Source organism: Bradyrhizobium sp. BRP19, assembly GCF_020194195.1.
GTDB classification, from domain to species: Bacteria; Pseudomonadota; Alphaproteobacteria; order Rhizobiales; family Xanthobacteraceae; genus Bradyrhizobium; species Bradyrhizobium yuanmingense.
This window is the reverse complement of sequence record NZ_JADYVZ010000001.1, coordinates 1,048,328-1,073,372: the sequence shown is the minus strand read 5'-3', so window position 1 is coordinate 1,073,372 and position 25,045 is coordinate 1,048,328. Positions and strand designations below refer to the sequence as shown.

Annotated in this window: 18 protein-coding genes, 1 pseudogene and 1 riboswitch; of the genes and pseudogenes, 10 read left to right on the top strand and 9 right to left on the bottom strand. The window is 64.9% G+C overall.

From position 1 onward, the window contains the following. Positions 1 to 64: 64 nt before the first annotated feature. The 3 genes from gcvP to gcvT form a co-directional block, all read right to left on the bottom strand. Complete coding sequence (gene gcvP, locus I6F36_RS05280; RefSeq protein WP_225132793.1) at positions 65 to 2,932, bottom strand: aminomethyl-transferring glycine dehydrogenase; 2,868 nt, start codon at positions 2,930 to 2,932, stop codon at positions 65 to 67. Positions 2,933 to 3,095: 163 nt separating this feature from the next. Then, a complete protein-coding gene (gcvH, locus tag I6F36_RS05275) occupies positions 3,096 to 3,464 on the bottom strand; it encodes a glycine cleavage system protein GcvH (protein ID WP_109143207.1) in 369 nt (122 codons plus the stop codon). Positions 3,465 to 3,473: 9 nt separating this feature from the next. After that, complete coding sequence (gcvT, locus tag I6F36_RS05270) at positions 3,474 to 4,619, bottom strand: glycine cleavage system aminomethyltransferase GcvT (RefSeq protein ID WP_225132745.1); 1,146 nt, start codon at positions 4,617 to 4,619, stop codon at positions 3,474 to 3,476. A 146-nt stretch (positions 4,620 to 4,765) separates the two neighbouring features. Beyond that, positions 4,766 to 4,856: riboswitch (glycine riboswitch) on the bottom strand. A 234-nt stretch (positions 4,857 to 5,090) separates the two neighbouring features. On the opposite strand from gcvT, the gene alaS reads away from it, so the two are divergent. Continuing rightward, positions 5,091 to 7,769 carry an alanine--tRNA ligase gene (alaS, locus tag I6F36_RS05265; protein ID WP_225171064.1) on the top strand — a complete coding sequence of 893 codons (2,679 nt, stop codon included), beginning with the start codon at positions 5,091 to 5,093 and terminating at the stop codon, positions 7,767 to 7,769. 27 nt (positions 7,770 to 7,796) lie between these two features. On the opposite strand, the pseudogene I6F36_RS05260 reads toward alaS, so the two are convergent. Both I6F36_RS05260 and I6F36_RS05255 read right to left on the bottom strand, forming a co-directional pair. Further along, positions 7,797 to 8,062 (bottom strand): annotated as a pseudogene (locus tag I6F36_RS05260) (DUF3455 domain-containing protein); the annotation flags it as partial. A 109-nt stretch (positions 8,063 to 8,171) separates the two neighbouring features. Continuing rightward, positions 8,172 to 9,386 carry an NADP-dependent isocitrate dehydrogenase gene (locus I6F36_RS05255; protein ID WP_128264522.1) on the bottom strand — a complete coding sequence of 405 codons (1,215 nt, stop codon included), beginning with the start codon at positions 9,384 to 9,386 and terminating at the stop codon, positions 8,172 to 8,174. A gap of 341 nt (positions 9,387 to 9,727) precedes the next feature. Between I6F36_RS05255 and I6F36_RS05250 the strand changes: the two genes are divergently transcribed. Beyond that, positions 9,728 to 10,921, top strand: a complete 1,194-nt coding sequence (locus I6F36_RS05250) for a TrmJ/YjtD family RNA methyltransferase (RefSeq protein ID WP_225132743.1) — start codon at positions 9,728 to 9,730, stop codon at positions 10,919 to 10,921. Between the two features lie 4 nt (positions 10,922 to 10,925). On the opposite strand, the gene I6F36_RS05245 is transcribed toward I6F36_RS05250, so the two are convergent. Beyond that, entirely contained in the window at positions 10,926 to 12,125 is a 1,200-nt protein-coding gene (locus I6F36_RS05245) for a CynX/NimT family MFS transporter (RefSeq protein WP_225132742.1), read from the bottom strand. Next, positions 12,125 to 12,751, bottom strand: coding sequence for an NAD(P)H:quinone oxidoreductase (wrbA, locus tag I6F36_RS05240; protein ID WP_036012985.1), 627 nt, complete (start codon positions 12,749 to 12,751; stop codon positions 12,125 to 12,127). The genes I6F36_RS05245 and wrbA overlap by 1 nt, the downstream gene beginning before the upstream one ends. A gap of 102 nt (positions 12,752 to 12,853) precedes the next feature. On the opposite strand from wrbA, the gene I6F36_RS05235 reads away from it, so the two are divergent. Beyond that, positions 12,854 to 13,762 carry a LysR family transcriptional regulator gene (locus tag I6F36_RS05235; RefSeq protein ID WP_225132741.1) on the top strand — a complete coding sequence of 303 codons (909 nt, stop codon included), beginning with the start codon at positions 12,854 to 12,856 and terminating at the stop codon, positions 13,760 to 13,762. 215 nt (positions 13,763 to 13,977) lie between these two features. Continuing rightward, positions 13,978 to 15,753, top strand: coding sequence for a lipopolysaccharide assembly protein LapB (locus I6F36_RS05230; RefSeq protein ID WP_225132740.1), 1,776 nt, complete (start codon positions 13,978 to 13,980; stop codon positions 15,751 to 15,753). Positions 15,754 to 15,974: 221 nt separating this feature from the next. On the opposite strand, the gene I6F36_RS05225 is transcribed toward I6F36_RS05230, so the two are convergent. Beyond that, positions 15,975 to 16,622 carry a TetR/AcrR family transcriptional regulator gene (locus I6F36_RS05225; RefSeq protein WP_225132739.1) on the bottom strand — a complete coding sequence of 216 codons (648 nt, stop codon included), beginning with the start codon at positions 16,620 to 16,622 and terminating at the stop codon, positions 15,975 to 15,977. Positions 16,623 to 16,869: 247 nt separating this feature from the next. Between I6F36_RS05225 and I6F36_RS05220 the strand changes: the two genes are divergently transcribed. The 3 genes from I6F36_RS05220 to I6F36_RS05210 are packed head-to-tail and all read left to right on the top strand — an operon-like array spanning position 16,870 to position 19,518. Next, positions 16,870 to 17,412 carry an OsmC family protein gene (locus tag I6F36_RS05220; RefSeq protein WP_027576569.1) on the top strand — a complete coding sequence of 181 codons (543 nt, stop codon included), beginning with the start codon at positions 16,870 to 16,872 and terminating at the stop codon, positions 17,410 to 17,412. 35 nt (positions 17,413 to 17,447) lie between these two features. After that, entirely contained in the window at positions 17,448 to 18,581 is a 1,134-nt protein-coding gene (locus I6F36_RS05215; RefSeq protein ID WP_225132738.1) for an acyl-CoA dehydrogenase family protein, read from the top strand. A gap of 58 nt (positions 18,582 to 18,639) precedes the next feature. Next, a complete protein-coding gene (locus I6F36_RS05210) occupies positions 18,640 to 19,518 on the top strand; it encodes a sulfurtransferase (RefSeq protein ID WP_036027857.1) in 879 nt (292 codons plus the stop codon). A 117-nt stretch (positions 19,519 to 19,635) separates the two neighbouring features. Here the strand turns inward: I6F36_RS05210 and I6F36_RS05205 are convergent, their stop codons facing one another. Next, on the bottom strand, positions 19,636 to 21,582 hold the full coding sequence (locus tag I6F36_RS05205; RefSeq protein WP_225132737.1) for a sigma 54-interacting transcriptional regulator: 1,947 nt from the start codon (positions 21,580 to 21,582) through the stop codon (positions 19,636 to 19,638). A 160-nt stretch (positions 21,583 to 21,742) separates the two neighbouring features. On the opposite strand from I6F36_RS05205, the gene I6F36_RS05200 reads away from it, so the two are divergent. The 3 genes from I6F36_RS05200 to I6F36_RS05190 all read left to right on the top strand — a co-directional run bounded on the left by I6F36_RS05200 (position 21,743) and on the right by I6F36_RS05190 (position 25,045). Beyond that, positions 21,743 to 23,122, top strand: coding sequence for a CmpA/NrtA family ABC transporter substrate-binding protein (locus I6F36_RS05200; RefSeq protein WP_225132736.1), 1,380 nt, complete (start codon positions 21,743 to 21,745; stop codon positions 23,120 to 23,122). Between the two features lie 154 nt (positions 23,123 to 23,276). Further along, the gene (gene ntrB, locus I6F36_RS05195) at positions 23,277 to 24,116 is read left to right on the top strand and encodes a nitrate ABC transporter permease (RefSeq protein ID WP_225132735.1); all 840 of its coding nucleotides are present in this window, start codon (positions 23,277 to 23,279) and stop codon (positions 24,114 to 24,116) included. Between the two features lie 5 nt (positions 24,117 to 24,121). Further along, entirely contained in the window at positions 24,122 to 25,045 is a 924-nt protein-coding gene (locus I6F36_RS05190; protein WP_225132734.1) for an ABC transporter ATP-binding protein, read from the top strand.

Below are 25,045 nucleotides of genomic sequence, written 5' to 3'. Positions count from 1 at the left end.
TAGGTGGGTTACGCGTCGCGGACTGCGCTTTGCGCAGCCGCGAGGCTAACCCACCCTACAAAGCTTACTCCGCGGCTTCTGCGTAATCGCTCACCGGCGGGCAGGAGCACACCAGGTTGCGGTCGCCATAGACGTTGTCGACGCGGCCGACGGGGCACCAATATTTGTCGGTGCGCGAGACGCCGTCGGGGAAACACCCCTCGCTGCGGGTGTAGGCGCGCTTCCAATCGTCGTCGGCGATGTCGTGCACGGTGTGCGGGGCGTGGCGCAAGGGCGAGGCTGCGATCTCAAAGCGGCCGGCCTCGACCTCGGCGATCTCCTTCCGGATCGCGATCATGGCGTCGCAAAAACGATCCAGCTCGGCCTTGGATTCCGATTCGGTCGGCTCGATCATCAGTGTGCCCGGGACCGGGAAGCTCATGGTCGGGGCGTGGAAGCCGTAGTCGATCAGGCGCTTTGCGATGTCGTCGACGGTGACGCCGCTCGTCGTTTTCAGCGGACGGGGATCGACGATGCACTCATGCGCGACGCGGCCCTTCGCGTTCTTGTAGAGCACCGGGAAGTGCGGATCGAGGCGCGCTGCGATGTAATTGGCGTTGAGGATCGCGATCTCGGTGGCGCGCTTCAGGCCCTCGCCGCCCATCATCAGGATGTAGATGTAGGAGATGGTGAGGATCGAGGCCGAGCCGAACGGCGCGGCCGAGACCGGACCGACCGGCGCGTCTGCCTTCGTCGCGGGGTGGCCAGGGAGGAACGGCGCGAGATGCGCCTTGACGCCGATCGGGCCCATGCCGGGGCCGCCGCCGCCATGCGGGATGCAGAAGGTCTTGTGCAGGTTGAGATGGCTGACATCGGCGCCGTAGTCGCCGGGCCTGGAAAGGCCGACCTGCGCATTGAGATTGGCTCCGTCGAGATACACCTGGCCGCCATGGCCGTGCACGATGTCGCAGATCTCGCTTATATGCTCCTCGAACACGCCGTGCGTCGAGGGATAGGTGATCATGACCGCGGCGAGATCGTTTGCATGCTTCTCCGCCTTGGCGCGGAGATCATTGACGTCGACGTCGCCGTTCTTCTCGCAAGACACCACCACCACGTCCATGCCGACCATCGCGGCCGAGGCCGGATTGGTGCCGTGGGCGGAGGAGGGGATCAGGCAGATCTTGCGATGGCCCTGTCCGCGCGCGGCATGATAGCCGCGGATCGCGAGCAGCCCGGCATATTCGCCCTGCGCGCCCGAGTTCGGCTGCAGCGAGATCGCGTCATAGCCGGTGATGTCGCAGAGCCATTTCTCCAGGCGTGCGAACAGCGCGTGATAGCCGGCCGCCTGCTCGCGCGGGGCGAACGGATGCAGCGAGCCGAATTCCGGCCAGGTCAACGGCATCATCTCGGTGGTCGCGTTCAGCTTCATGGTGCAGGATCCCAGCGGGATCATGGCGCGGTCAAGCGCGAGGTCGCGGTCACTGAGCTTGCGCATGTAGCGCAGCATCTCGGTCTCCGAGCGGTGCGCATGGAACACCGGATGGGTCAGGAATGCGGTGGCGCGCTTCAACGCGTCCGGCAGCGCCTCGCGCGTCTCGGCGTCGATCTCGGCATAGGCAAGCTTGCCGCCGAAGGCGCGCCAGACTGCTTCAATCGTCGCAGGCGTCGTGGTCTCGTCGAGCGCGATGCGAAGAGCCGTATCGCTGACGCCGAGATTGATCTTCTCGCTTGCTGCCCGCGCGACGATCTCGGCGCGCTTGCCGCCGGCATCGACGCTCAGCGTGTCGAAGAAGCTGTCCGATTGCGGCGCGAAGCCGAGCTTGCGCAGGCCGGTCGCGAGCACGGCGGTGCGGCGGTGGACGTTGCGCGCGATCTGCGTGAGGCCCTCGGGGCCGTGATAGACCGCGTACATCGAGGCGATCACGGCGAGCAGCACCTGCGCGGTGCAGATGTTGGATGTCGCCTTCTCGCGGCGGATGTGCTGCTCGCGGGTCTGCAGCGCGAGCCGATAGGCCGGCGCACCGCGGGAATCGACGGAGAGGCCGACGATGCGGCCGGGCAGCGAACGCTTCAGCGCATCGCGCACCGCCATATAGGCGGCGTGCGGCCCGCCATAGCCCATCGGCACGCCGAAGCGCTGGGCCGAGCCGATGGCGATGTCGGCCCCGAGCTCGCCGGGCGAGGCGAGCAGCGTCAGCGCCAGGAGGTCGGCGGCTAGAATCGCGAGTGCGCCCTTGGCCTTCAGCGCGGCGATCGCGGGCCTGAGGTCGCGCAACGCGCCCGAAGAACCGGGGTATTGCAGCAGCGCACCGAGCACGTCCGATTTGTCGAGATCGGTGAGGGGATCGCCGACGACCAGAGTCCACCCCAGCGGCTCGGCGCGGGTGCGCATCACGGCCAGCGTCTGCGGATGCACGTCCTTGTCGACGAAGAAGGCCCTTGCCTTGACCTGCGAGTGGCGCTCGGCGAGCGCCATGGCTTCGGCCGCCGCGGTGGCTTCATCGAGCAGCGAGGCGTTGGCGACGTCGAGCCCGGTGAGGTCGCAGATCATGGTCTGGAAGTTGAGCAGCGCTTCCAGCCGGCCCTGGCTGATCTCCGGCTGGTAGGGCGTATAGGCCGTGTACCAGGCCGGGTTCTCCAGGATGTTGCGCTGGATCACCGCAGGCAGGATGGTGCCTGAATAGCCCTGGCCGATCAGCGAGGTGAAGACCTGGTTTTGACGCGCAAGCTCGGTCATGTGCGCGATCGCCTCGGTCTCGCTCAAGGGCTTGCCCAGATCGAGCGGGGCGGCCTGCCGGATCGAGGCCGGCAAGGTCTCCGCGATCAGCGCATCGACGCTCTTGGCGCCGACTGTCTCGAGCATGGCGGTGACATCGCGCGCCGATGGGCCGATGTGGCGGCGGACGAAGGAGGTGGCGGTGTCGCCGTTGGACTTGCGGTGCGCGGTCATCATTGGGTCCTCGCTTCAGATTTCGCTGTCAGTGTCATGCCCCGCGAAGGCGGGGCATCCAGTACTCTCCAGCAGCGCGGATTGAACCGAGGGGCCGCGGCGTACTGGATCACCCGCCTTCGCGGGTGATGACACTGAGCATGAGGTTAGACTTCGCTTCATCTCACGCCGTATGCGCCTTGTAGGCGGCTTCATCCATGAGGCCGCCGAGCTCGCTTCTGTCGGCAATCTTGATCTTGAAGAACCAGGCCTTGCCTTGCGCGTCCGAGTTCACCAGCGCCGGCTCGGATGCGAGCTCGGCGTTGGTCTCGAGCACTTCGCCAGAGATCGGCGCGTAGACGTCGGAGGCCGCCTTGACGGATTCGACGACCGCGGCGGCTTCGGCCTTCTTCAGCGCGCGGCCGACCTTGGGCAGCTCGACGAACACGACGTCGCCGAGCTGCTGCTGCGCGTAATCGGTGATGCCGACGGTGGCGACATCGCCGTCGATCGCCAGCCATTCGTGATCAGAGGTGTACAGCGTCGTGGTCATTTCGAATCCTCAGCGTTTGTAGGTGTTTTTCACGAAGGGCATGGCGGCGACCTGTAAGGGCAGTCGCTGGCCGCGCACCTCGGCGAAGAGCTTTGTGCCAAGCGCGCTCAGATTCGTGGGCACGTAGCCCATCGCAACCGGCGCATTCAGGCTCGGGCCGAAACCGCCCGAGGTGACTTGTCCGATCGGCTCGCCGCTCGCGTCATTCGCAAACAGCAGCGCGCCCTCGCGCACCGGCGCGCGGCCTTCGGCGCGCAAGCCGACGCGGCGGCGGGATGCGCCGCCATCGAAATGGGCGAGGATCTTCGCAGCGCCGGGAAAGCCGCCGGTGCGCGCACCGCCGCTGCGGCGGCTTTTCTGCACCGACCATTCCAGCGCGGCCTCGACCGGCGTGGTCGTGGTGTCGATGTCGTGGCCGTACAGGCAGAGCCCGGCTTCCAGCCGCAGACTGTCGCGGGCCCCGAGGCCAATCGGGAGCACGTCGGGATTTTCCAGCAGCATTTTTGCCAGGCGTTCGGCATCGCCTGATGGAACCGAGATCTCGAAGCCGTCCTCGCCGGTGTAGCCGGAGCGCGAGACGAAGCACTTGATGCCGGCGACCTCATGCGGGCCGGCATCCATGAATTTCATGGCCGGCGCGTCTGCACAGAATTTCGCCAGCGCCGCTTCCGCCTTCGGGCCCTGCAACGCGATCAGCGCGCGGTCGGCAAGCTGCTCGATCACGCAGGCGTCGGACAGGTTCGCGCGCAGATGCGCCTCGTCCTGGGCTTTGCAGGCGGCGTTGACGACCAGGAACAGGTGATCGCCGAAATTGGCGACCATCAGGTCGTCGAGAATGCCGCCGTCGTCATTGGTGAACTGGGCGTAGCGCTGCCGCCCTGCGGCGATCGCCACGATGTCCTGCGGCACCAGCCGCTCCAGCGCGCGGGCGGCGTCCTCCACATTGCCGGATTTCGGCCGGAGCGCGAGCTGGCCCATGTGGGAGACGTCGAACAGGCCCGCTTTGGTGCGGGTATGGAGGTGCTCTTTCAAGACGCCCGCGGGGTACTGCACGGGCATGTCATAGCCCGCGAACGGCACCATCTTGCCCCCTAGGGACACATGAAGGTCGTAGAGGGGGGTGCGTTTCAGGGAGTCTTGGTCGTGCGCTAGCATCTTGAGGGCCCTCGGCGGTTCCCCCGGGGAGGATTCCCCGATGGACACCAGTCGAAGCCCCATCTGTCGCTGTGCCTGAGAGTATTATCCCGTCGGCGGACGCTGTCCGGGCCTAGACCCGTCGGCGCCTCTTTCCAGATGCTGTCAAAGCCACGCGGTCCTTTTGCCTGAGAGTTTCCGGGGCGGTTGCTCCTTCGGCGCCGGCTACCAAGTGCCGGTCTCTCCCGACGTGGCCGTACGATACAGATGGGTAGAGACCACAGGGGAGCCAAGCCTGTCAACGCGTCCGCGCGCCCTATCCAACGGGATTGCAAGGGGATTGAGCGCCTGCGGCAACCCTCTGATCTCTCTGCACAGTTTCTGGACAGCGAAGCTGGCCTTGTCTAAAAGCGCTTTGGCCCGCAGATATCAGCCTTAACGGTCCGGTTTGGACCGCGAAAAGCGGGCCCAAGCATACCCGATTGGATGAACATGAGCGGCGTCAACGAGATCAGGTCGACCTTTCTGAACTTCTTTGCCGAGAACGGCCACGAGATCGTGCCGTCCTCGCCACTCGTGCCGCGCAACGACCCGACGTTGATGTTCACCAATGCCGGCATGGTGCAGTTCAAGAACGTCTTCACCGGCGTCGAGAAGCGGCCCTATCAGCGCGCCACCACCTCGCAGAAATGCGTGCGCGCCGGCGGCAAGCACAACGACCTCGACAATGTCGGCTACACCGCGCGCCATCTCACCTTCTTCGAGATGCTCGGCAATTTCTCGTTCGGCGATTACTTCAAGGAGCGCGCGATCGAGCTCGCCTGGAAGCTGATCACGAGCGAGTTCGGGCTGAAGAAGGACAAGCTGCTCGTCACCGTCTACCACACCGACGACGAGGCGGCCGGCCTGTGGAAGAAGATCGCCGGCTTCTCCGACGACCGCATCATCCGCATCCCGACCTCGGACAATTTCTGGGCGATGGGCGACACCGGGCCGTGCGGCCCGTGCTCGGAGATCTTCATCGACCGCGGCGAGCACATCTGGGGCGGTCCTCCGGGATCGCCGGAAGAGGACGGCGACCGCTTCCTCGAATTCTGGAATCTCGTGTTCATGCAATACGAGCAGGTGACGAAGGAGGAGCGCGTGAATCTGCCGCGTCCCTCGATCGACACCGGCATGGGCCTGGAGCGCATGGCCTGCATCCTCCAGGGCGTCGAGAGCGTGTTCGAGACCGACCTGTTCAAGAACCTGATCGACGCGACCTCGTCCGCGCTCGGCAGCGGACCGAACGAGCAGAACGTCGGCTCGTTCCGCGTCATCGCCGATCACTTGCGCTCGTCCGCCTTCCTGGTCTCGGACGGCGTGCTGCCCTCGAACGAGGGCCGCGGCTATGTGCTGCGCCGCATCATGCGCCGCGCGATGCGCCATGCCCAGCTCTTGGGCGCCAAGGAGCCGTTGATGCACCGGCTGGTCTGGGCGCTGGTGCGCGAGATGGGACAGGCCTATCCGGAATTGATGCGCGCGGAAAAGCTGATCGAGGAAACGCTGCGGCTGGAAGAGACCCGCTTCCGCAAGACGCTGTCGCGCGGCCTTGCCATCCTCGACGAGAAGAGCGCCGGTCTGAAGAAGGGCGACATGTTCGACGGCGACGTCGCCTTCACGCTGTACGACACCTACGGCTTCCCGCTCGACCTGACCCAGGACGCGCTGAAGTCGCGCGGCATCGGCGTCGACCAGGCGGCGTTCACCGACGCGATGGAGCGTCAGAAGGCCAAGGCGCGCGAGTCCTGGAAGGGCTCGGGTGAGGCGGCATCCGAGGCGATCTGGTTCCCGCTGCGCGAGAAGCTCGGCGCCACCGAATTCCTGGGCTACGAGACCGAGAGCGCCGAAGGCGTGGTCTCGGCGCTGGTCAAGGACGGCGCCGAGGTCACGAGCCTCAAGGCCGGCGAGACGGGCGCGATCGTGCTGAACCAGACGCCGTTCTATGCGGAGTCCGGCGGCCAGGTCGGCGACACCGGCGTGCTCTCGGGCGAGGGCGGCATCAAGGTCCGCGTCACCGACACGCAAAAGAAGCTCGGCGATCTCTTCGTCCATATCGGCACGGTCGAGAGTGGCGAAGTGAAGCTCGGCACCGCGCTGCAGCTCGAGGTGGATCACGCACGCCGCTCAACCATCCGCGCCCATCACTCGGCGACCCACATCATCCACGAGGCGCTGCGCCAGGTGCTCGGCGATCACATCGCCCAGCGCGGCTCGATGGTCGCGCCGGACCGGCTGCGCTTCGACTTCGTGCATCCGAAGCCGATCACGGCTGAGGAGCTCGCCCGGGTCGAGGACATCGCCAACGACGTGGTGTTGGAGAACGACGAGGTCACCACGCGCGTCATGGGCGTCGACGAGGCCCGCGAGGCCGGCGCGCGCGCGCTGTTCGGCGAGAAGTATGGCGACGAGGTCCGCGTCGTCTCGATGGGCAGGACCGCGCGCGAGCGCGGCGCCAACGCGCTCGGCTGGTCGGTCGAGCTCTGCGGCGGCACCCATGTGAAGCGCACCGGCGATATCGGCCTGATCACGGTCACGAGCGAGAGCGCGGTCGCCTCCGGCGTGCGCCGGATCGAGGCGCTGACGGGCAACTACGCGCGAAAACATGCCAACGACACCATGGCGCTGGCGAAGATCGCGGCGAACGAGCTGCGCACCTCGCTCGACGACGTGCCGGCGCGCATCTCGGCGCTGATGGAGGAGCGCAAGAAGCTCGAGCGCGAACTCTCCGATGCCCGCAAGAAGCTCGCAATGGGCGGTGGCGCCTCCGCCGGCAACGGCGCAGCGTCGGGCGTGCGCGAGGCCGGCGGCGTCAAGCTGATGGCGCGCGCGGTCGAAGGCATCGAGATGAAGGATCTCAAGAGTCTCGCCGACGACGGCAAGAAGCAGATCGGCTCGGGCGTCGTCGCCATCGTCGGCGTCACCGGGGACGGCAAGGCCGGAATCGTGGTTGGCGTCACGCAGGACCTCACCGCGCGCTTCAACGCGGTCAATCTGGTCCGCATCGCCTCCGAGGCGCTCGGCGGCAAGGGCGGCGGCGGCCGGCCCGACATGGCCCAGGCCGGCGGCCCCGATGGCGCCAAGGCGTCCGAGGCCCTGAGCGCGATCGAAAAAGCGATGGCGGGCGCTTAGCTCAATGTCTACCGGACTGCTGAACGCTCAGCCCTTGTTCAGGAAGACGTAGTCGGCGGAGTAGGGCGCGCTCCTGAACTCGCCGGCCTTGTCGCAGGCACGTCGAGCTTGCCGCCATGGGTGTTGATGCGCTGGACCGTGGTCACGGGCGTGAGTGCGCCGCTGCCGCGATGCGAGGTGACGTCTAGTTTCAGCCAGGGAATGTCGGCTGCGGTCGCGCCCGGCGCATTGCCGGCGGCTTTACCCGTCACCGCGCTGCCGTCGGCGAGCTCCCAGTTCGGCCCGGCATAGTGTGATCGGCATGGTCGCATCTCCGCGCGAGGGCCACAGAATTGAAAAAGGGCCGCGCTTTGGCGCGGCCCTTGATCATGTCTGGCCCAGTCGGGCGAAATTGCGGACAGCTTACGCCGCCAGCTCTTTCGTCAGGTTCTCGGCGACCTTGTCGAGGAAGCCGGTGGTCGAGAGCCAGCGCTGGTCGGCGCCGACCAGCAGCGCGAGGTCCTTGGTCATATAGCCGGCCTCGACGGTGTCGACGCAGACCTTCTCCAGCGTGCTCGCGAACTTGGCGAGCTCGGGGTTGTTGTCGAGCTTGGCGCGGTGCGACAGGCCTCTCGTCCAGGCGAAGATCGAAGCGATCGAGTTGGTCGAGGTCTCCTTGCCCTTCTGGTGCTCGCGGTAGTGGCGGGTCACTGTGCCGTGGGCAGCTTCCGCCTCAACGGTCTTGCCGTCGGGGGTGAGCAGCACCGAGGTCATCAGGCCGAGCGAGCCGTAGCCCTGCGCGACCGTGTCGGACTGCACGTCGCCGTCGTAGTTCTTGCAGGCCCAGACATAGCCGCCGGACCATTTCAGCGCCGAAGCGACCATGTCGTCGATCAGGCGGTGCTCGTAGGTCAGGCCCTTGGCGTCGAACTCCTTCTTGAACTCGCGGTCGAAGATGTCCTGGAAGATGTCCTTGAAGCGGCCGTCATAGACCTTGAGGATCGTGTTCTTGGTCGACAGGTACACCGGGTAATTGCGGAGCAGGCCGTAATTGAAGGAGGCGCGGGCGAAGTCGATGATGGAATCGTCGAGATTGTACATCTCCATCGCGACGCCGGCGCCGGGCGCCTTGAACACTTCCTTCTCGATCACGGTGCCGTCCTCGCCGACGAACTTCAGCGAGAGGGTGCCCTTGCCGGGGAACTTGATGTCGGTGGCGCGGTACTGGTCGCCATAGGCGTGGCGGCCGATGATGATCGGCTTGGTCCAGCCGGGAACCAGGCGCGGCACGTTCTTGCAGATGATCGGCTCGCGGAAGATCACCCCGCCGAGGATGTTGCGGATGGTGCCGTTCGGCGACTTCCACATCTGCTTGAGATTGAACTCCTTCACCCGGGCTTCATCCGGGGTGATGGTGGCGCACTTGACGCCGACGCCGACCTTCTTGATCGCCTCGGCCGCGTCGATCGTCACCTGATCATTGGTGTGGTCGCGGTATTCCATGCCCAGGTCGAAATAGAGCAGCTCGACATCCAGGAACGGGTTGATCAGCTTGTCCTTGATGTACTGCCAGATGATCCGGGTCATCTCGTCGCCATCGAGCTCGACGACGGGATTGGATACCTTGATTTTTGCCATGATCGGGGAAGCCTCTTGGGAACGGCGCTTTCGGCGCGCCACGGGAATATCCGCCGCCTCTTAGCACCTGATAGCAGCGGGCGAAAGCCAAGGGATTATGCACTTTTAGCTCATCCAGCTTGCGCAGGCGGGAAGCGGCCGGCCGGCCCTCGGCCAGGCCTTCGGGGCACGTTCCAGGCGAGACTCAAAAGTCGAATCCAACCCGTTATTTCCCTTGAGAATTTTGTCAGGACAGGCAAACGACAGGCGGGCAGCGCCCGAGCCGGCCGGTCGCCGACTTGAATCGATTCCTAAGAACGGCCTCGCCAAGGCCTTGAGAGACAGTGTGAAAGCAAAGAGAGATGTCGGGGACTGACAAAAGCAAGGCCGGCCTTTCCCTCGACGGTCCCATCGTGATCCTGGTCGAGCCGCAGCTCGGCGAGAATATCGGCATGGCCGCGCGCGCCATGGGCAACTTCGCCCTCGACCGGATGCGCATCGTCAATCCCCGGGACGGCTGGCCCAACATCGCGGCCCAACGCGCCGCCGCCGGTGCGGACCATATCCTGGAGAAGGCGCAGCTGTTCGACACGGTCGAGCAGGCGGTTGCCGATCTCGACCTCCTGTTCGCCACCACCGCACGCCCCCACGACCAGGCCAAGCCCGTGGTGGGGCCGGAGGCGGCTGCCGCCGAGATCGCGGGGCACGTCGCGACGGGCGGCAAGGCCGGCATCCTGTTCGGCCGCGAGCGCTGGGGGTTGACCAACGAGGAGGTCGGGCTCTCCAACCGCATCATCACCTTCCCGGTCAATCCGGGCTTTGCCTCGCTCAACCTCGCCCAGGCCGTGCTCTTGGTCGGCTATGAATGGTTCAAGCGTGCGACGTCGGGCGCGCTGCCGCACGCCATGCCTGAAAGATCCGAGCGCGCCTCGCAGCACCAGGTGCAGGCCTTCTTCGACAATCTCGTGCGCGAGCTCGACAAGGTCGAGTTCCTGCGGCCGGCCGAGAAGCGCGACACCATGCTGGTGAACCTGCGCAACATCTTCACCCGGATGGAGCCGACCAAGCAGGACATGCACACGCTGCACGGCGTGATCATGGCGATCGCCGAGGGGCGCAAGGGTCCGGCCAAGGGCGGTGTACTCGACGGCGAGCAGGCCACGCGCCTGCGCGCGCTGCTGGCCGAGCACGGGCAGGGCCGCGGCGTCCCCGACAGCGGCTCGACCGTGCGGGGCCTTGCCCGCCTGCTCCGCCGCAACCCGACCGACGCCGAACGCCTGCTCTGGCAGGCGCTGACGCGTGATCGCCGCTTCGCAGGTGGGTTCAAGCGGCAGACTCCCGTGGGGCGCCACATCCCCGACTTCGTCTCATTCCCGCACCGGATCGCGATCGAGCTGGTGAACCCGGGCGAGGGGGAGGCGATTGCGGCCGATCGCGCGGGACGGCGGACTTGGCTCGAGGCGCGCGACTATCGGGTGCTCGACATCCGGGCAGTGGATGTGGAGCGCGATCTCGAGGCGGAGCTGGTGCGGCTTGCCGGGATGTTGGGACAGTAGAATCTCAGCGGGCTGGGGCGTCATCGAAGCGGGCGGATGCGGCGATGATGGCGGCAAGCAGCGCGGCGATCAGGATGATGGCCAGTGCGGCTGTCCACCCATAGGCTTCAACGGCACTTCCGACCGCGACAGGCCCGGCCACCTGGCCGAGATTGCTGCCCTGCATCACCAGACCGGTGACAACAGGAATGAGTGCGGCGGATGGCGCGAGCAACGGGATCGATGAGATCAGGACGGCCGGCATCAGGCCACCAACCGCCGCGAACAGGATGCACAGCAGAAGCGTCGGCGTATCGCTGAACATCTGCAAGAAGATGCCAGGACCTGAAAAGCCCATGGCCAGACAGGCCGCGACGAGCAGCACTGAACGCCGGGCGCCGCGCGCGAGCAGGTAGCCGGCAGCGACATTGCCGATGATGTTGCTTGCGGTGGCGAGAGCACTGAGCGTGCCGGCGGTGCCATGGGGGATGTTCATCCGCTCCATCAGCAGCACCGGGAGGAAGCTGAACAGCGCGAAGAACATCAGGCTGTAGAGGACAAAACATCCGGCCAGCAGAAGCGGGCCCTTGCTTGCCGCCACGCGCATGGCATCCGACATCGTGCGCCTCCACGATGCCGAGATGCGCCTCGGGGCAGCCGGAATACTTGTCCACGCGGCCACGATGGCGATCGCTGCAGGACCGGCGCTGCCCCACCACAGTGCGCGCCAGTCGCTGAAGAACGTCCCGACGAGCATCGCGAGCGCAATGCCGGCCGGCATGAAGCAGCTCCACAGGGCAAGCGGAACGTCTTGCTGCCCCGACGGGACGGCTCTGTTCAGGATCGCCGGACCCGCAACAATGATCAGAAGAAATCCTGAGCCTTCTACGATGCGCGATGCGAGAAGCACCGCATAGTCGGTTGCGAGCGCGCCGATGATGGCGCCAAGGATGAGCAGCCCGAGGCCGAGAATGAGACTTCGCCGATCTCCGGCGCGGGCGACGAGGGAGCCGGCAGGGATACCGCCCAAAAGGCCGAGAACAGCGATGATCCCGGTCAGCCAGCCGGCAGCGGCGAGGTCAAGGCCCAGATCCTTTTGCAGCATGGGCGTGGCGATCGCAGCCTTCCCCACCTGGATCGCGGCGACGGCGCCGGAGCCCACGACGATGCTCACCACATGCCAATGCCGATCTCGCAAGGACGAGGCAGGTGCTGCCGCCGCCATCAGGCCGCCTCCGTGAGCCGCCCAGCGGCCAGGGCGCGAGCGATCTCGGCGACATGGCGTCCCTGAAAGCGTGCCCCGGCCAGTTCGTTGGCGCTTGGACGACGATCCCCGCCGCTGCCGTCGTCGGCGAGGGTCGATGCGCCGTAGGGCGAGCATCCGGTGACCTCGTCCATGCGCATCTGTCCCTTGAATGTGTAGGGCAGCCCGACCACGACCATGCCGAGGTGCAGCAGCACGCTGTGCACGGACAGAATGGTGCTTTCCTGGCCGCCATGCTGGCTGCCCGTCGATGTGAAGACGCTGCCGACCTTGCCCACGAGCTTGTTCTCGAACCACAGGCCGCCGCACTGGTCGAGGAAGTTCTTCATCTGCGCGGCCATGTTCCCGAAACGCGTCGGGGTGCCAAGGATGATCGCGTCGTAGTCCGGCAATTCGGCCACGGCGGCGGTGTCGGCGCGTTGATCGACCTTGTATCCGGCCCTCTGCGCGACGTGGTCGGGAACAATTTCCGGCACGCGCTTGATGGCGACTTCGGCTTCGGCCTCCCGTGCACCCCGGGCCATCTCTTCAGCCATCGTCTCGATGTGACCGTAGGACGAGTAGTACAGCACCAGGACCTTCGTCATTTTGCTTCCTCGCTCTTAGGTGGGGGCTAGCAGCCAAAATAGGTCTGTGCTTGATCAGCGGTAGCGCGATAAGATCGATGAGTTCGATCGATTGGATAGATCATGCTGGACGTGCTGACGCTAGATCAGTTGCGAACATTCGTGACGGTGGCGGAATGCGGGAGCTTCCGGGCGGCCGCGGCTCGGCTGTCCCGTGTTCAGTCCGCCATCAGCCATGCCATCGCCAATCTGGAGGCCGAACTGGGTGTTGCGCTGTTCGATCGCACGGGTCATCGGCCGGTCCTGACGCCCGAGGGGCAGTCACTGCTCGCCAACGCGCGTGACATTCTCCTCAGGGTCGATGCGATGCGGGCGCGAGCCCGGGGCCTTGGCGAGGGAGTCGAACTCGAGCTTTCCCTGACAATCGACACGTTGTTTCCGATCGGCATGGTCGGCGCAGCATTGACGAAGATGCGCGCTGCCTATCCCTCGGTTTCAATCAGGCTTGCGGTCGAGCCGCTGGGTGGACCGATCGCCTCGCTGATCGACAAGCGCAGTTCGCTTGCGATCGTGGTCGGCGAGGATTTTCGCGATCCGCGGATCGCACTCGAGGCGATCTCGTCGGTCGAGCAGGTTGCCGTCGTTTCCGTCGATCACCCATTGGCGAGGCGGCAATCGCGCAACAGGATCAGCCTTCAGGATCTGGCCGATCATCTGCAGATCGTTCTGTCCGATCCGACGCCGCTGACGGAAGGGCGCATGTTCGGTGTGCTTTCGCCCCAGACCTGCCGGGTCACCAATCAGGACACCAAGCATGCGATGATTCTCGCCGGTCTCGGCTGGGGCCGCCTGCCGTTCTGGCTGGTGGAGCGCGATCTGAGGGAAAGGCGCCTCGTGCGCCTTGCCACCACCGCCCTCGGACGGCGCAGCCAGGTTGCCGCAGAAGCCTATCTCGCGCACCGGCTGGACCAGCCGCTCGGACCAGCCGCGCTGGCTTTTCGCGAGGCCTTGTTGCAGATCGTCGAGGCGTAGGCGGACACGGCTCGAGGCGCGTCGCGTGCTCGACATTAGGGCAGTGGATGTGGAGCGGTGATCTGGAGGCGGAACTGGTGCGGCTTCAGGGGATGATGGCCAAGTCGGCCTGAGCATCGGGCCGCACGGACCCGTCGCCTGCAAGTGCGCAACCAAGGGCTGTGCATAGACAAGATTGGTTGCTATGAAGTCTCTGGAAATTGAGTGGGGACTGCATGTTTGGAAGGATCGGCCGCGCAGGAGTTCGTGCGGCAGCAAGCGTTGGTGTTTTGGCGCTGACGGCCTTGCTCGAAATGTCAGGCGCTCGCGCGGAAATGCCGTTGGCTTCCAAGTGTAACGCGGTCGGCAATTTCAGCCTCGATGACAGGATCGCAGGCTGCACCGCGATCATTCAGGCGGCGGGGAAGGACATGCAGCAAGGTGTGGTCATGGCGCGCTTCCGCCGCGCCATGTTCTACCGCCAGAAGGGCGAGATCGACCTTGCGATAGCGGACTACAACGAGATCATCTCGCATTATCCAGACAATCCGAGCGCCCGATTCGAGAGGGCTTCTGCGTTTCTGCAAAAGCGAGATTCCGACGCCGCTCTATCGGATTACGACAAGGCGATTGTGCTCGATCCCAAAAATACCCAGGCATATCTGGGGCGCGCGCGAATCTACGGAGAGAGAGGCAACTTCATCCGCGCTATCGCAGACTACGATCAGGCCCTGCTGATCCATCCGGACAATGTCCAAGGGCGTGTCGAGCGAGGTCTTGCTCACCTCCGCAATGGGGATGCCGATCGTGCCATGGCCGACTGTGATCGAGTGGTCGGGATCAGCCCGCAAGACGGCGGTGGCCAGCTATGCCGCAGCCGAGTTTACTTCGCCAGGGGGCACAGAGAGCGGGCATTGGCCGAACTCGAACAAACCATCCAGAACAAGCCAAGGAACGATTCTTTCTATTACTTTCGTGCCGAATCCTTTCTTCAACTGGGCGAGTTCGACCGGGCCATTGCGGATTATGACGAGATCATTCGGCTGGCACCAAGAGAGCAGCGCGCATACTACAGTCGCGGGGTTGCGTACGTAAGAAAAGGCGATCTCGATCGCGCGATTGCCGACTATACCAAGACGATCGAGTTCAATTCCGATCCGTCCCAGCGGGCGCGTAGCACGGAAGCTCACTACAGGAGCGAGCTGGCTCCAGCCCCGTCCAATCAGGCTGTTCAGCTCAATCCAATGTACAAGGCCGCTTATCTGGCGCGCGGAGAAGCGCACAGCAGGAAGGGCAATGCCGATGGAGCAATGTCGGATTTTGCTCGGGCGATACAGATCGATCCGGCCTATCGGGCTGCGTACGTCTACCGTGCGGCCGAATACAGGGCCGCGCGTGATCTCACGCGGGCGATGGCCGATTGCGACCGCGCAGCGTCGCTTGACCCGAAGGATGTATATCCTTACGTCTGTCGTAGCTTGACCTACCTGGCTATGGGCGATTCGGAGCGCGCCGTTGCGGCGTGTGACCGGGCAATCGAGCTCGCTTCGAAGGCAGCCGGCATCTATCGTCCCTGTGCCATGGTACAGCTTCAAGCCGGTTTTCCGGCAAAGGCGGTCACCTATCTGGATCGGTCGAGGGAGATTGATCCCAAGGACAGCTACACCGCGTTGTGGCGCGAGATTGCGGCCCGGCGCGGGAATGCGGCGAGTACGCTCTCGGATGCGACTGGCAAGCTCGACATGACTAAATGGCCTGCGCCGATAATCCGACTATTCTTGGGAACGACTTCGGCCGACGACGTGCTGCACGTGGCCGACGATCCCGATCCGATTAAGAAGAAGGGCCAGATTTGCGAAGCGAATTTCTTCACCGCTGAACTCGCTTTGCAGCGTGGGTTGAAGGAGGAGGCGCGGCGGCTGTTCGGACTGGCGCTTGTAGATTGTCCGCCGATGTTCGTGGAAGCACAGGCGGCCGCAGCTGAGGTCAAGATGCTCGGTGGGAGCCCCTAGCAGCATTTGGGCACAATGTAGTCCAGTTTGAACGACATCTTAGGACGGACAAAGCGTAGCTTGCCGCCATGCTTTGAGCGATCAACTGAGGCGGTAATGGTGGGCACGGCGTTGCGCGCCTTTGCCCACGATATTTTCGTAGCCCGGATGGAGCGGAGCGCAATCCGGGACGGTGTCTCCGCATTCCGCTGCGCTCCATGCGGGCTACAAGAAAAGCGCGATCACACCGCCTCGAGCTGCTCCGCCGCGCGCTTCTTCTTCGCCTTGGCCTGGCCGAGCAGGGGGCCTGCCGTAAGCGCCGCGGTATCCGCGACGGCCGGGTCGCGCGAGATCATCGCGGCGACGATGGCGCCGTCGATGATGAGGCCGAGCTGGTGCGCCAGCACTGCAGGCTCGGCCGAGCCGAGCTCGCCGGCGAGCTTCTCGATGTGGCCGAGCACGATCTTCTTGTGCTTCAGCGCGATGTTGCGGAATTGCTTGGCATCCTTGTCGTGCTCGCCGACGGCGTTGATGAAGGGGCAGCCGTAGAAGCGCTCTTCGGCGAACCAGCTCTTCAGCGCGGGGAAGATGCGCGTGAGTTTCGCCTGCGCATCGCCGCCGCCTTGCTCCATGGCGCCGATGAACCATTCGCGCCATTGCTTGCCTTCGCTCTCCAGCACCGCGTTGACGAGGTTGGTCTTGGAGCCGAATAATTTGTAGAGCGTGGTCTTGGCGGTGCCGGCCTCTTCGATGATCGCATCGATGCCGGTGGCGTTGATGCCGTTCTTGCAGAACAGATGCGTTGCGGCGCTGAGCAGGCGCCCTCGTGCGGATTCGTCGTCGCCGGCAGCGGCGCGGGGCGGATTCTTCTTCGATGACGGCTTTGCCATGAGCGACAACTTAATCGCAGCCGCCTCGCATCAGCAAGCCGCATCTGTTCGGCGCCGAAAAGATTCGCATCCGCGCGCGCGTCTGCTCCGCCTTTGAGCAGGAGTGGGCTGACCAATCTGCAGGCAGCGACGCTTAAGCGGCTCCAAAGCCTCGCCTTTTGTTTTTCGCGAGATCTGGCACGCTCCATGCAAGGAAACAGACCGTTCGGTATCCTGCCGATTTCCACTTCTGCCAGGGAGAAGATTGATGACTGCCGTCGTTCAGAAGACAGTGCTGACGGGGTGCCTCGCGCCCATCGACAAGAACGGGCTCGAGCAACTGATTGCCAACGGCAAGGCAAACCCGAAGGTCATCAAGACCTTGAAGTGCAAGACGGTCGCGGAGGGCAAATTCCGCCACGCCAACTATATCCGCAACCTGCCGCCCTACATCGTCGACGAGCCGCCGGGGCTTTTGGGTGACGACACCGCGCCCAATCCGTCGGAAGCCTCGCTCGCCGCGCTCGGCTCGTGCCTTGCGGTCGGCCTGCATGCCAACGCCGTGCACCGCGGCTGGATCGTCAACAAGCTCGAGCTCGAGCTCGAAGGCGATCTCAACATCACCGCGGTCTGGGGCACCGGTGACACCTCCGACAAGCCGGTCGGCTTCACCGATGTCCGCGTCAAGGTGGACATGGAATGCGAGGGCATCTCGCCGGACGAGATCAACGCGCTGGTCGCCCATGTGAAGAAATGGTCGCCGGTCGCCAACACCTTCACGCGGCCGGTCAATCTCGAGGTCGGCATCTAGCAGACGGCAATCAGGACAGGGTGCGGGAGACGATCATGGGTTCACTGGCTTTATCGCGGGCCGACGTTCTGGATCAGCCCGCACCGTCCATTGCGGACGAGGTGGCGCGGATCGCGCGCCAAGAGCTCGCGCCGCTGGCCGCCGGCATCGACGACGGTTCGGTCTATCCAGCCGAGGTGCTGCGCAAGTTCGGCGCGGTCGGGGCGTGGGGCAGCCACGTGCCGCACGAAGGCCCCGCCGATTTGCGCTGCGCGATCCAGGCGATGGCGGCGATCGGCGAGGTCTGCGGTGCCACGGCCTTCATGGCGTGGTGCCAGAACACGCTGGTCTGGTACGCGGCGAACTCCACCAATGTGAAGCTCGCAAAGCGCTTCGGAGATGCCTTCTCGACCGGCCGCGTGCTTGGCGGCACCGGGCTCTCCAATCCCATGAAGAGCTTCTTCGGCATCGAGAAGCTCAAGCTGAAGGGCCGCAAGGTCGAGGGCGGCTATATCGTGCGCGGTGCGTTGCCCTGGGTCTCCAACCTCGGGCCTGATCACTACTTCGGCACCATCTTCGAGCGCGAGGATGATGCGGGCATCGCAAGTGGCGAGCCCGGCACTGTCATGTTCCTGGCCGATTGCTCCGACCCCGCGATCACGCTGACGCCCTGCAAGCCGTTCCTCGCGATGGACGGCACCGGCACCTATGGCGTGCAGTTCCGCGACGCTTTCGTGCCCGATGAGCTGATCCTGGCCGATCCCGCCGCGCCCTTCGTCAAGAAGATCCGCGCCGGCTTCATCCTGCTGCAGGCCGGCATGGCGCTGGGGGTGATCAAGGATTGCATCAACATCATGGACGAGGTCGACAATCCCCTCGGCCATATCAACCGCTATTTGCCGCAGCAGCCGGTGCATTTCCGCGAGCTCGCCGCCGAGCTCGAGGCCGAGACCATGGCGCTGGCGCGCGATCCCTACAACGAGGAGGAGACCTACTGGCGCAAGGTGATTGCGCTGCGGCTGCGCGCCGGCGAAGCCAGTGTCGCGGCGGCGCATGCGGCGATGCTGCATTGTGGTGCCCGCGGCTACCTCAAGAGCCACCGCGCGCAGCGGCGCCTGCGCGAGGCCTATTTCGTCGCGATCGTCACGCCGGCCACCAAGCAGCTGCGCAAGATGCTCGCCGATTTCTGAGTTCCAAGTTCTTGAGTTCTACGAGTCCACCCCCACCAACCTCAACGGAGAGGCTGCCATGACTGACGTTCTGATCACTGCCGTCGAACTCGCCGATCTCTTGAAGACCGAGCCGTGTGTCGTCATCGACACCCGCAATCCCGACGCCTACGCCGCCGGCCATCTGCCGGGCGCCGTCAACGTGCATGAGATCTTCACGTTCCTCGCGACCTCCACGCCCGAGGGCATGGCCGAGCTCAAGACCAAGTTCGCCGATGCGTTCGGCAGCGCCGGTCTCTCCGGCAAGGAGACGGCGGTGATCTACGAACAGTCGATGAACTCCGGCTTCGGCCAGTCCTGCCGCGGCTATTACCTGCTCACCATGCTCGGCTATCCCAAGGTGAAGGTGCTGCATGGCGGCTTCGACGCCTGGTCGGCCGCGGGCTTCCCGGTGACCAAGGATGTGCCCGCGCCTGAGAAGGCCTCGTTCTCGATCGTGCCTGAAGCGGGCGAGATCCTGATCGACGCCAAGACCATGCTCGCCGCCGTCGGCAAGCCCGGCATCGCGATCCTCGACGTCCGCGACGTCGACGAGTGGATTGGCGACAGCTCGTCCCCGTACGGCAAGGATTTCTGCCCGCGCAAGGGCCGCATTCCCGGCGCCGTGTGGCTGGAATGGTATCGCATGATGAAGCCGACCGCCGAAGGCCCGCGCTTCAAATCGAAGGATGAGATTCTGGCCGAATGCGCCACGGTCGGCATCTCGCAGACTACGCCGGTCTATCTCTACTGCTTCAAGGGGGCGCGCGCCTCGAACACCTTCCTGGCGCTGAAGAACGCCGGCGTAAAGGACGTGCGGATGTATTTCGGCTCCTGGAACGAATGGTCACGCGATCCGTCGCTGCCGATCGAGCAGGGCCTGCCGATCGCATCGGACGTCACCACCAAGGCAGCCTGAGCGCGCGCCTCGTCCTTCGAGACGACCGCTTCGCGGTCTCCTCAGGATGAGGCTAAGCGGCACCGGTGTCTGTCGATACTGTGGCCGCGCACTCCGACCTCATCCTGAGGAGCCCGCCTAAAGCGGGCGTCTCGAAGGATGGGCCCCTTGCGGACGATGTGCGATTCCCAGCGCCTTGATCCGTGAGGCCAGCGTGGTCGGCTTGATGTCGAGGATCTCGGCGGCGCCGCCGGGGCCGAAAACTTTTCCGGCACAGGCCTCGAGCGCGGCGAGAATGTTGGCGCGCTCGTGGTCGCGCATTTCCGACGACGTCATGATTGCGGGGCGCGCGTCGGGCCTATGGCGGGTGGCGCCGCTAGGCGCTTGTGCGCCTGAAGTATCGGGCAGATCGATGCGCAGGCGGCCGTTCTGCGCCAGGATCGCAGCGCGCTCGATCACGTTCTGCAGTTCGCGGACATTGCCGGGCCAGTCGTAGCGGGTCAGCCGCCGCGCATCGCCCTCCGACAGACGGAGGTTCGATTTCAGCGCCTTGCTCTCGCGCGTCAGGAAATGCTGGGCCAGCAGGGGAATGTCCTCGCGGCGTTCGCGCAAGGGGACGGTCTCAATCGGAAACACGTTGAGACGGAAGTAGAGATCCTCGCGAAAGCGGCCGCGCTGGACCTCCTGCTTGAGATCGCGATTGGTCGCGGCGATGACGCGAACGTCGACGGCGCGGGTGCGCGCCTCGCCGACACGCTCGAAATGGCCTTCCTGCAGCACGCGCAGCAGCTTGCCTTGCAGCTCGAGCGGGATCTCGCCGACCTCGTCGAGGAATAGCGTGCCGCCGTCGGCGAGCTCGAAGCGGCCGATGCGGTCGCGCGTTGCGCCGGTGAAGGCGCCGCGGACATGGCCGAAGAACTCGCTTTCGAACAATTCGCGCGGGATTGCGGCGCAGTTGACACGGATCAGCGGCCGGTCGCTGCGGGTGGAATCCTCGTGGATGGCGCGCGCGATCAGCTCCTTGCCGGTGCCGGATTCCCCGGTGATCATTACCGCCGCGGTGGTCGGCGCCACCAGCTTGACCTGGCGCAGCGTCTTCTGGATCGCCTCGCTGCCCCCGATGATGCCGCGCGGATTGGTCTCGATGCGGATTTCCTCCTGGAGATAGGCGTTCTCCAGCTCGAGCCGCTCGCGCAGACGGTCGACCTCGGCAAGCGCCGCGTGCAGCTTCTCGGCGGCCTCGCGGCGCTGGCTGACGTCGCGAAACACCACGACGGCGCCGACCACGACGCCGCGATCGCGGATCGGCGTCGATGTGTATTCGACCCAGGCGGGCGAGCCGTCCTTGCGCCAAAACACCTCGCCGTCGACCTGGTGCACGGCGCCGTCGCGGAACGCCGCATAGATCGGGCAATCGTGGTTGTGATAGTGCCGGCCATCGTGGTGGGTGTGGTGGACGATCGGGTGGATCTCCTTGCCGACCAGCTCCTCGGCGGTCCAGCCCAGCATGCGCTCGGCCGCGGGATTGACGAAGGTGGTCTTGCCTTCGGCGTTGACGCCATAGATGCCTTCGCCGGCGGCGCGCAGGATCAACTGGTTCTCGCGCTCGATGTCCTGGAACACGCGCTCGACCCGCTGCCAAGTCGAGATGCCGCCGCGCATATGGTCCTCGGCGGCGGCATCGACATTGCGCCGGCGGCGGGCTTCGAGATCGGTCAGCGTCAGCAGCAGCAGCGTGCGGCCGTCATGCGGCAGCAGGCAGCCGGCATATTCGAGCTTGAGATCTTGCCCGGTCGCATGGCGTGGATTGAGCGCCGTGGTCCAGTAGGCGCCCTTGTGCAGCACGGCCTGGGTGAAGACGGTGAGGGCGGCAAGCTCGCCGGCGTGGAGCGTGCTGGCCCTGGTCTGCCGCAGCAAAGCGCGGTCGTAGCCGAGCAGGGCGCAGGCGGCGGGATTGGCATCGACGATCTGGTCGCCGTAGGGATCGACCAGCAGCATCGCCTCGACCGAGGATTCGAAGGCCGCGATGCGCGGGTCGATGACGGAGGCCACCTCGTCGTGGACGGGCATTGGCGTCGTTGCCATTGCGAAATCTCGTAATTGAACTACGAAATCTCGTTTATCACGAGTTTTCGTAGCGGCCAAGCGCGGGTGAAAATGCTGCGTCATCAAGGCAATGCCTGCCTATTCGTCGGTGGCATGCTCCTTGCGTAATTCCTTCTCGCATTGACGCGCAGGAGGGCCGATGTCCACGTTCGACAATCCGTTTGATCCCGATCGCAAGCTTCGAGCCGGCTGTGTTTGCGGCCAGCATGGTTCCGACGCAGAGCATGAGCAGGCCACGGCGCTGTATTGCGAGCCGGTCGCAAGCGAAGAGAAGCGCTACGAGGGCGTGGTCGCCTCCGCATTGATGCGCGCAATGTTTCCGCAGGACGTGGCGCGGCGTGCGTTCTTGAAGTCGGTCGGCGCCTCGACGGCGCTGGCGGCGCTGTCGCAATTCTTCCCGATTCAGACGGCGACCGAGGTCTTCGCGCAAGCCGGCGCGCCCGAGAAGAAGGACCTTAAGGTCGGCTTCATCCCGATCACCTGCGCCACGCCGATCATCATGGCCGCGCCAATGGGCTTCTATGCCAAGCACGGCCTCAACGTCGAAGTGGTGAAGACCGCCGGCTGGGCCGTGATCCGCGACAAGACCATCAACAAGGAATACGACGCTGCGCACATGCTGGCACCGATGCCGATCGCGATCTCGCTCGGCCTCGGCGCCAACGCGATTCCCTTCACCGTCCCGGCCATCGAGAACATCAACGGGCAGGGCATCGTGCTGGCGAGCAAGCACAAGGACAAGCGCGATCCGAAGGACTGGAAGGGGCTGAAATTCGCCATCCCCTTCGACTACTCCATGCACAATTACCTCTTGCGCTATTACCTCGCCGAGCACGGTCTCGATCCCGATACCGACGTGCAGCTGCGCTCGGTGCCGCCGCCGGAGATGGTCGCGAACCTGCGTGCCGACAACATCGACGGCTTCCTCGCGCCCGACAACATCTGCCAGCGCGCAATCTATGACGGCGTCGGCTTCATGCATCTCCTCTCCAAGGAGATCTGGGACGGCCATCCCTGCTGCAGCTTTGCCGCCAGCCGCGAGTTCATCACGTCAGCGCCGAACAGCTTCGCGGCGCTGACGCGGGCGATCGTCGATGCCACCGCCTTCGCCTCGAAGGCCGAGAACCGCAAGCAGATCGCTGAGGCGATCGCGCCTGCGAACTACATCAACGCGCCTGTCACCGTGCTGGAGCAGGTCCTGACCGGCACCTATGCCGACGGCCTCGGCGGGGTGAAGACCGATCCCAAGCGCGTCGATTTCGATCCATTCCCCTGGCAGTCCTTTGCGGTTTGGATGCTGACGCAGATGAAGCGCTGGGGCCAGATCAAGGGCGACGTCGACTACAAGGCGGTGGCCGAGCAGGTGTATCTGGCAACCGATACCAAGAAGCTGATGACCGAGATGGGCCTCACGCCGCCGGCGAGTGCCTACAAGTCGTTCGCGGTGATGGGCAAGAATTTCGATCCGGCCAAGCCCGAGGACTATCTGGCGAGCTTCAAGATCAGGAAGGCGTCGTGATGGCCAGCGCTCTATCTTCACCTCGCCCAGCTTGCGGGGAGAGGTCGGGGGTACAGGTCCCTCGACAATCTCACGTGTCGAGGGAGGCCCCTCACCCCGACCCTCTCAGCGCGAGCGAAGCTCGTCGCGCCCCCGTAAGAACGGGGAGAGGGAGATGACCGCCTCCCTCCGCCTCCGCGCTGGCCTCGTCTCTCTCGTGCTGCTCGCCGCCTTCCTCGGCATCTGGCATCTCGCCACACGCTCGACTGGCACGACGGCGACGATGAGCCCGGAATACGCCAAGCTGATGGGGCTCACGGCGACGCAGGGCAAATCGGCGATGCCCGGGCCGCTCGATGTCGGCGCAAAGCTCTGGGAGCATCTGAAGCGGCCGTTCTACGACAACGGGCCGAACGACAAGGGGCTCGGCATCCAGCTCGGCTATTCCATTGCGCGCGTCGGCACCGGCTATCTGCTGGCCGTGCTGGTGGCGATCCCGCTCGGCTTCCTGATCGGCATGTCGCCGCTGCTGAGCAAGGCGCTCGATCCGTTCATCCAGGTCTTGAAGCCGATCTCGCCGCTCGCCTGGATGCCGCTCGCGCTCTACACCATCAAGGATTCCTCGGTCTCCGCGATCTTCGTCATCTTCATCTGCTCGATTTGGCCGATGCTGCTCAACACGGTGTTCGGCGTCGCGAGCGTGCGCAAGGAATGGATCAACGTCGCGCGGACGCTCGAGGTCGGCACCGTCAGGCGGGCCTTCACCGTGATCCTGCCGGCAGCGGCCCCGACCATCCTGACGGGCATGCGCATCTCGATCGGCATCGCTTGGCTCGTGATCGTCGCCGCCGAGATGCTCGTCGGCGGCACCGGCATCGGCTACTTCGTCTGGAACGAGTGGAATAATTTGTCGATCACCAACGTCATCATCGCGATCCTCCTGATCGGGGTCGTCGGCATGCTGCTCGACCAGATCCTGGCGCGCTTCACGCGCATGGTCACGTTTCCGGAGTAGAGGCGATGACCGACAAGTTCATCTCGATCGAAGGCATCGCCAAGCGCTATCCAGGTGCGGGCGGCGCGACGACCACCATCTTCGAGAACCTCTGGCTCTCGATGGCGCGCGGCGAGTTTTGTTGCGTGATCGGCCATTCCGGCTGCGGCAAGACCACGGTGCTCAACATCCTCGCCGGGCTCGATGCGCCGAGCGAGGGCGCGGTCATCGTCGACGGTCAGGCGATCTCGGGCACCAGCCTCGACCGCGCCGTGATCTTCCAGAGCCATGCGCTGCTGCCCTGGCGCACGGTGCTCGGCAACGTCGCCTATGCCGTCAGCTCGAAATGGCGCAGCTGGGACCGCGCCAAGGTAAGGGCGCATGCGCAGAAATTCATCGATCTGGTCGGCCTCTCCGGCGCCGAGCACAAGCGTCCCTCAGAGCTGTCGGGCGGCATGAAGCAGCGCGTCGGCATCGCACGGGCGCTGTCGATCACGCCGAAGATGATGCTGATGGACGAGCCGTTCTCGGCGCTGGACGCGCTGACGCGCGGCACGCTGCAGGACGAGGTGCGGCGGATTTGCCTGGAGACCGGGCAGACCGCGTTCATGATCACCCACGACGTCGACGAGGCGATCTATCTCGCCGACAAGATCTTCCTGATGACCAACGGTCCCGGCGCGGTGCTGGCGGAGGTGGTCGAGAACCCGCTGCCGCGGGACCGCGGCCGCACCGACCTGCACCGCCATCCGCTGTACTACGCGCTGCGCAACCACATCATCGATTTCCTGGTGACGCGCAGCAAGACTTTTACCACTGAAAAGCCGGATCACGATCCGCGCAATGTGCCGACGGTGCAGATCGGCAAGCCCGGGCTCTCGATCGCATCAAGCGGCGAAGAGCCGCGACAGACCTGGATGCCGGGGACAAACCCCGGATTGAGCGCCTAG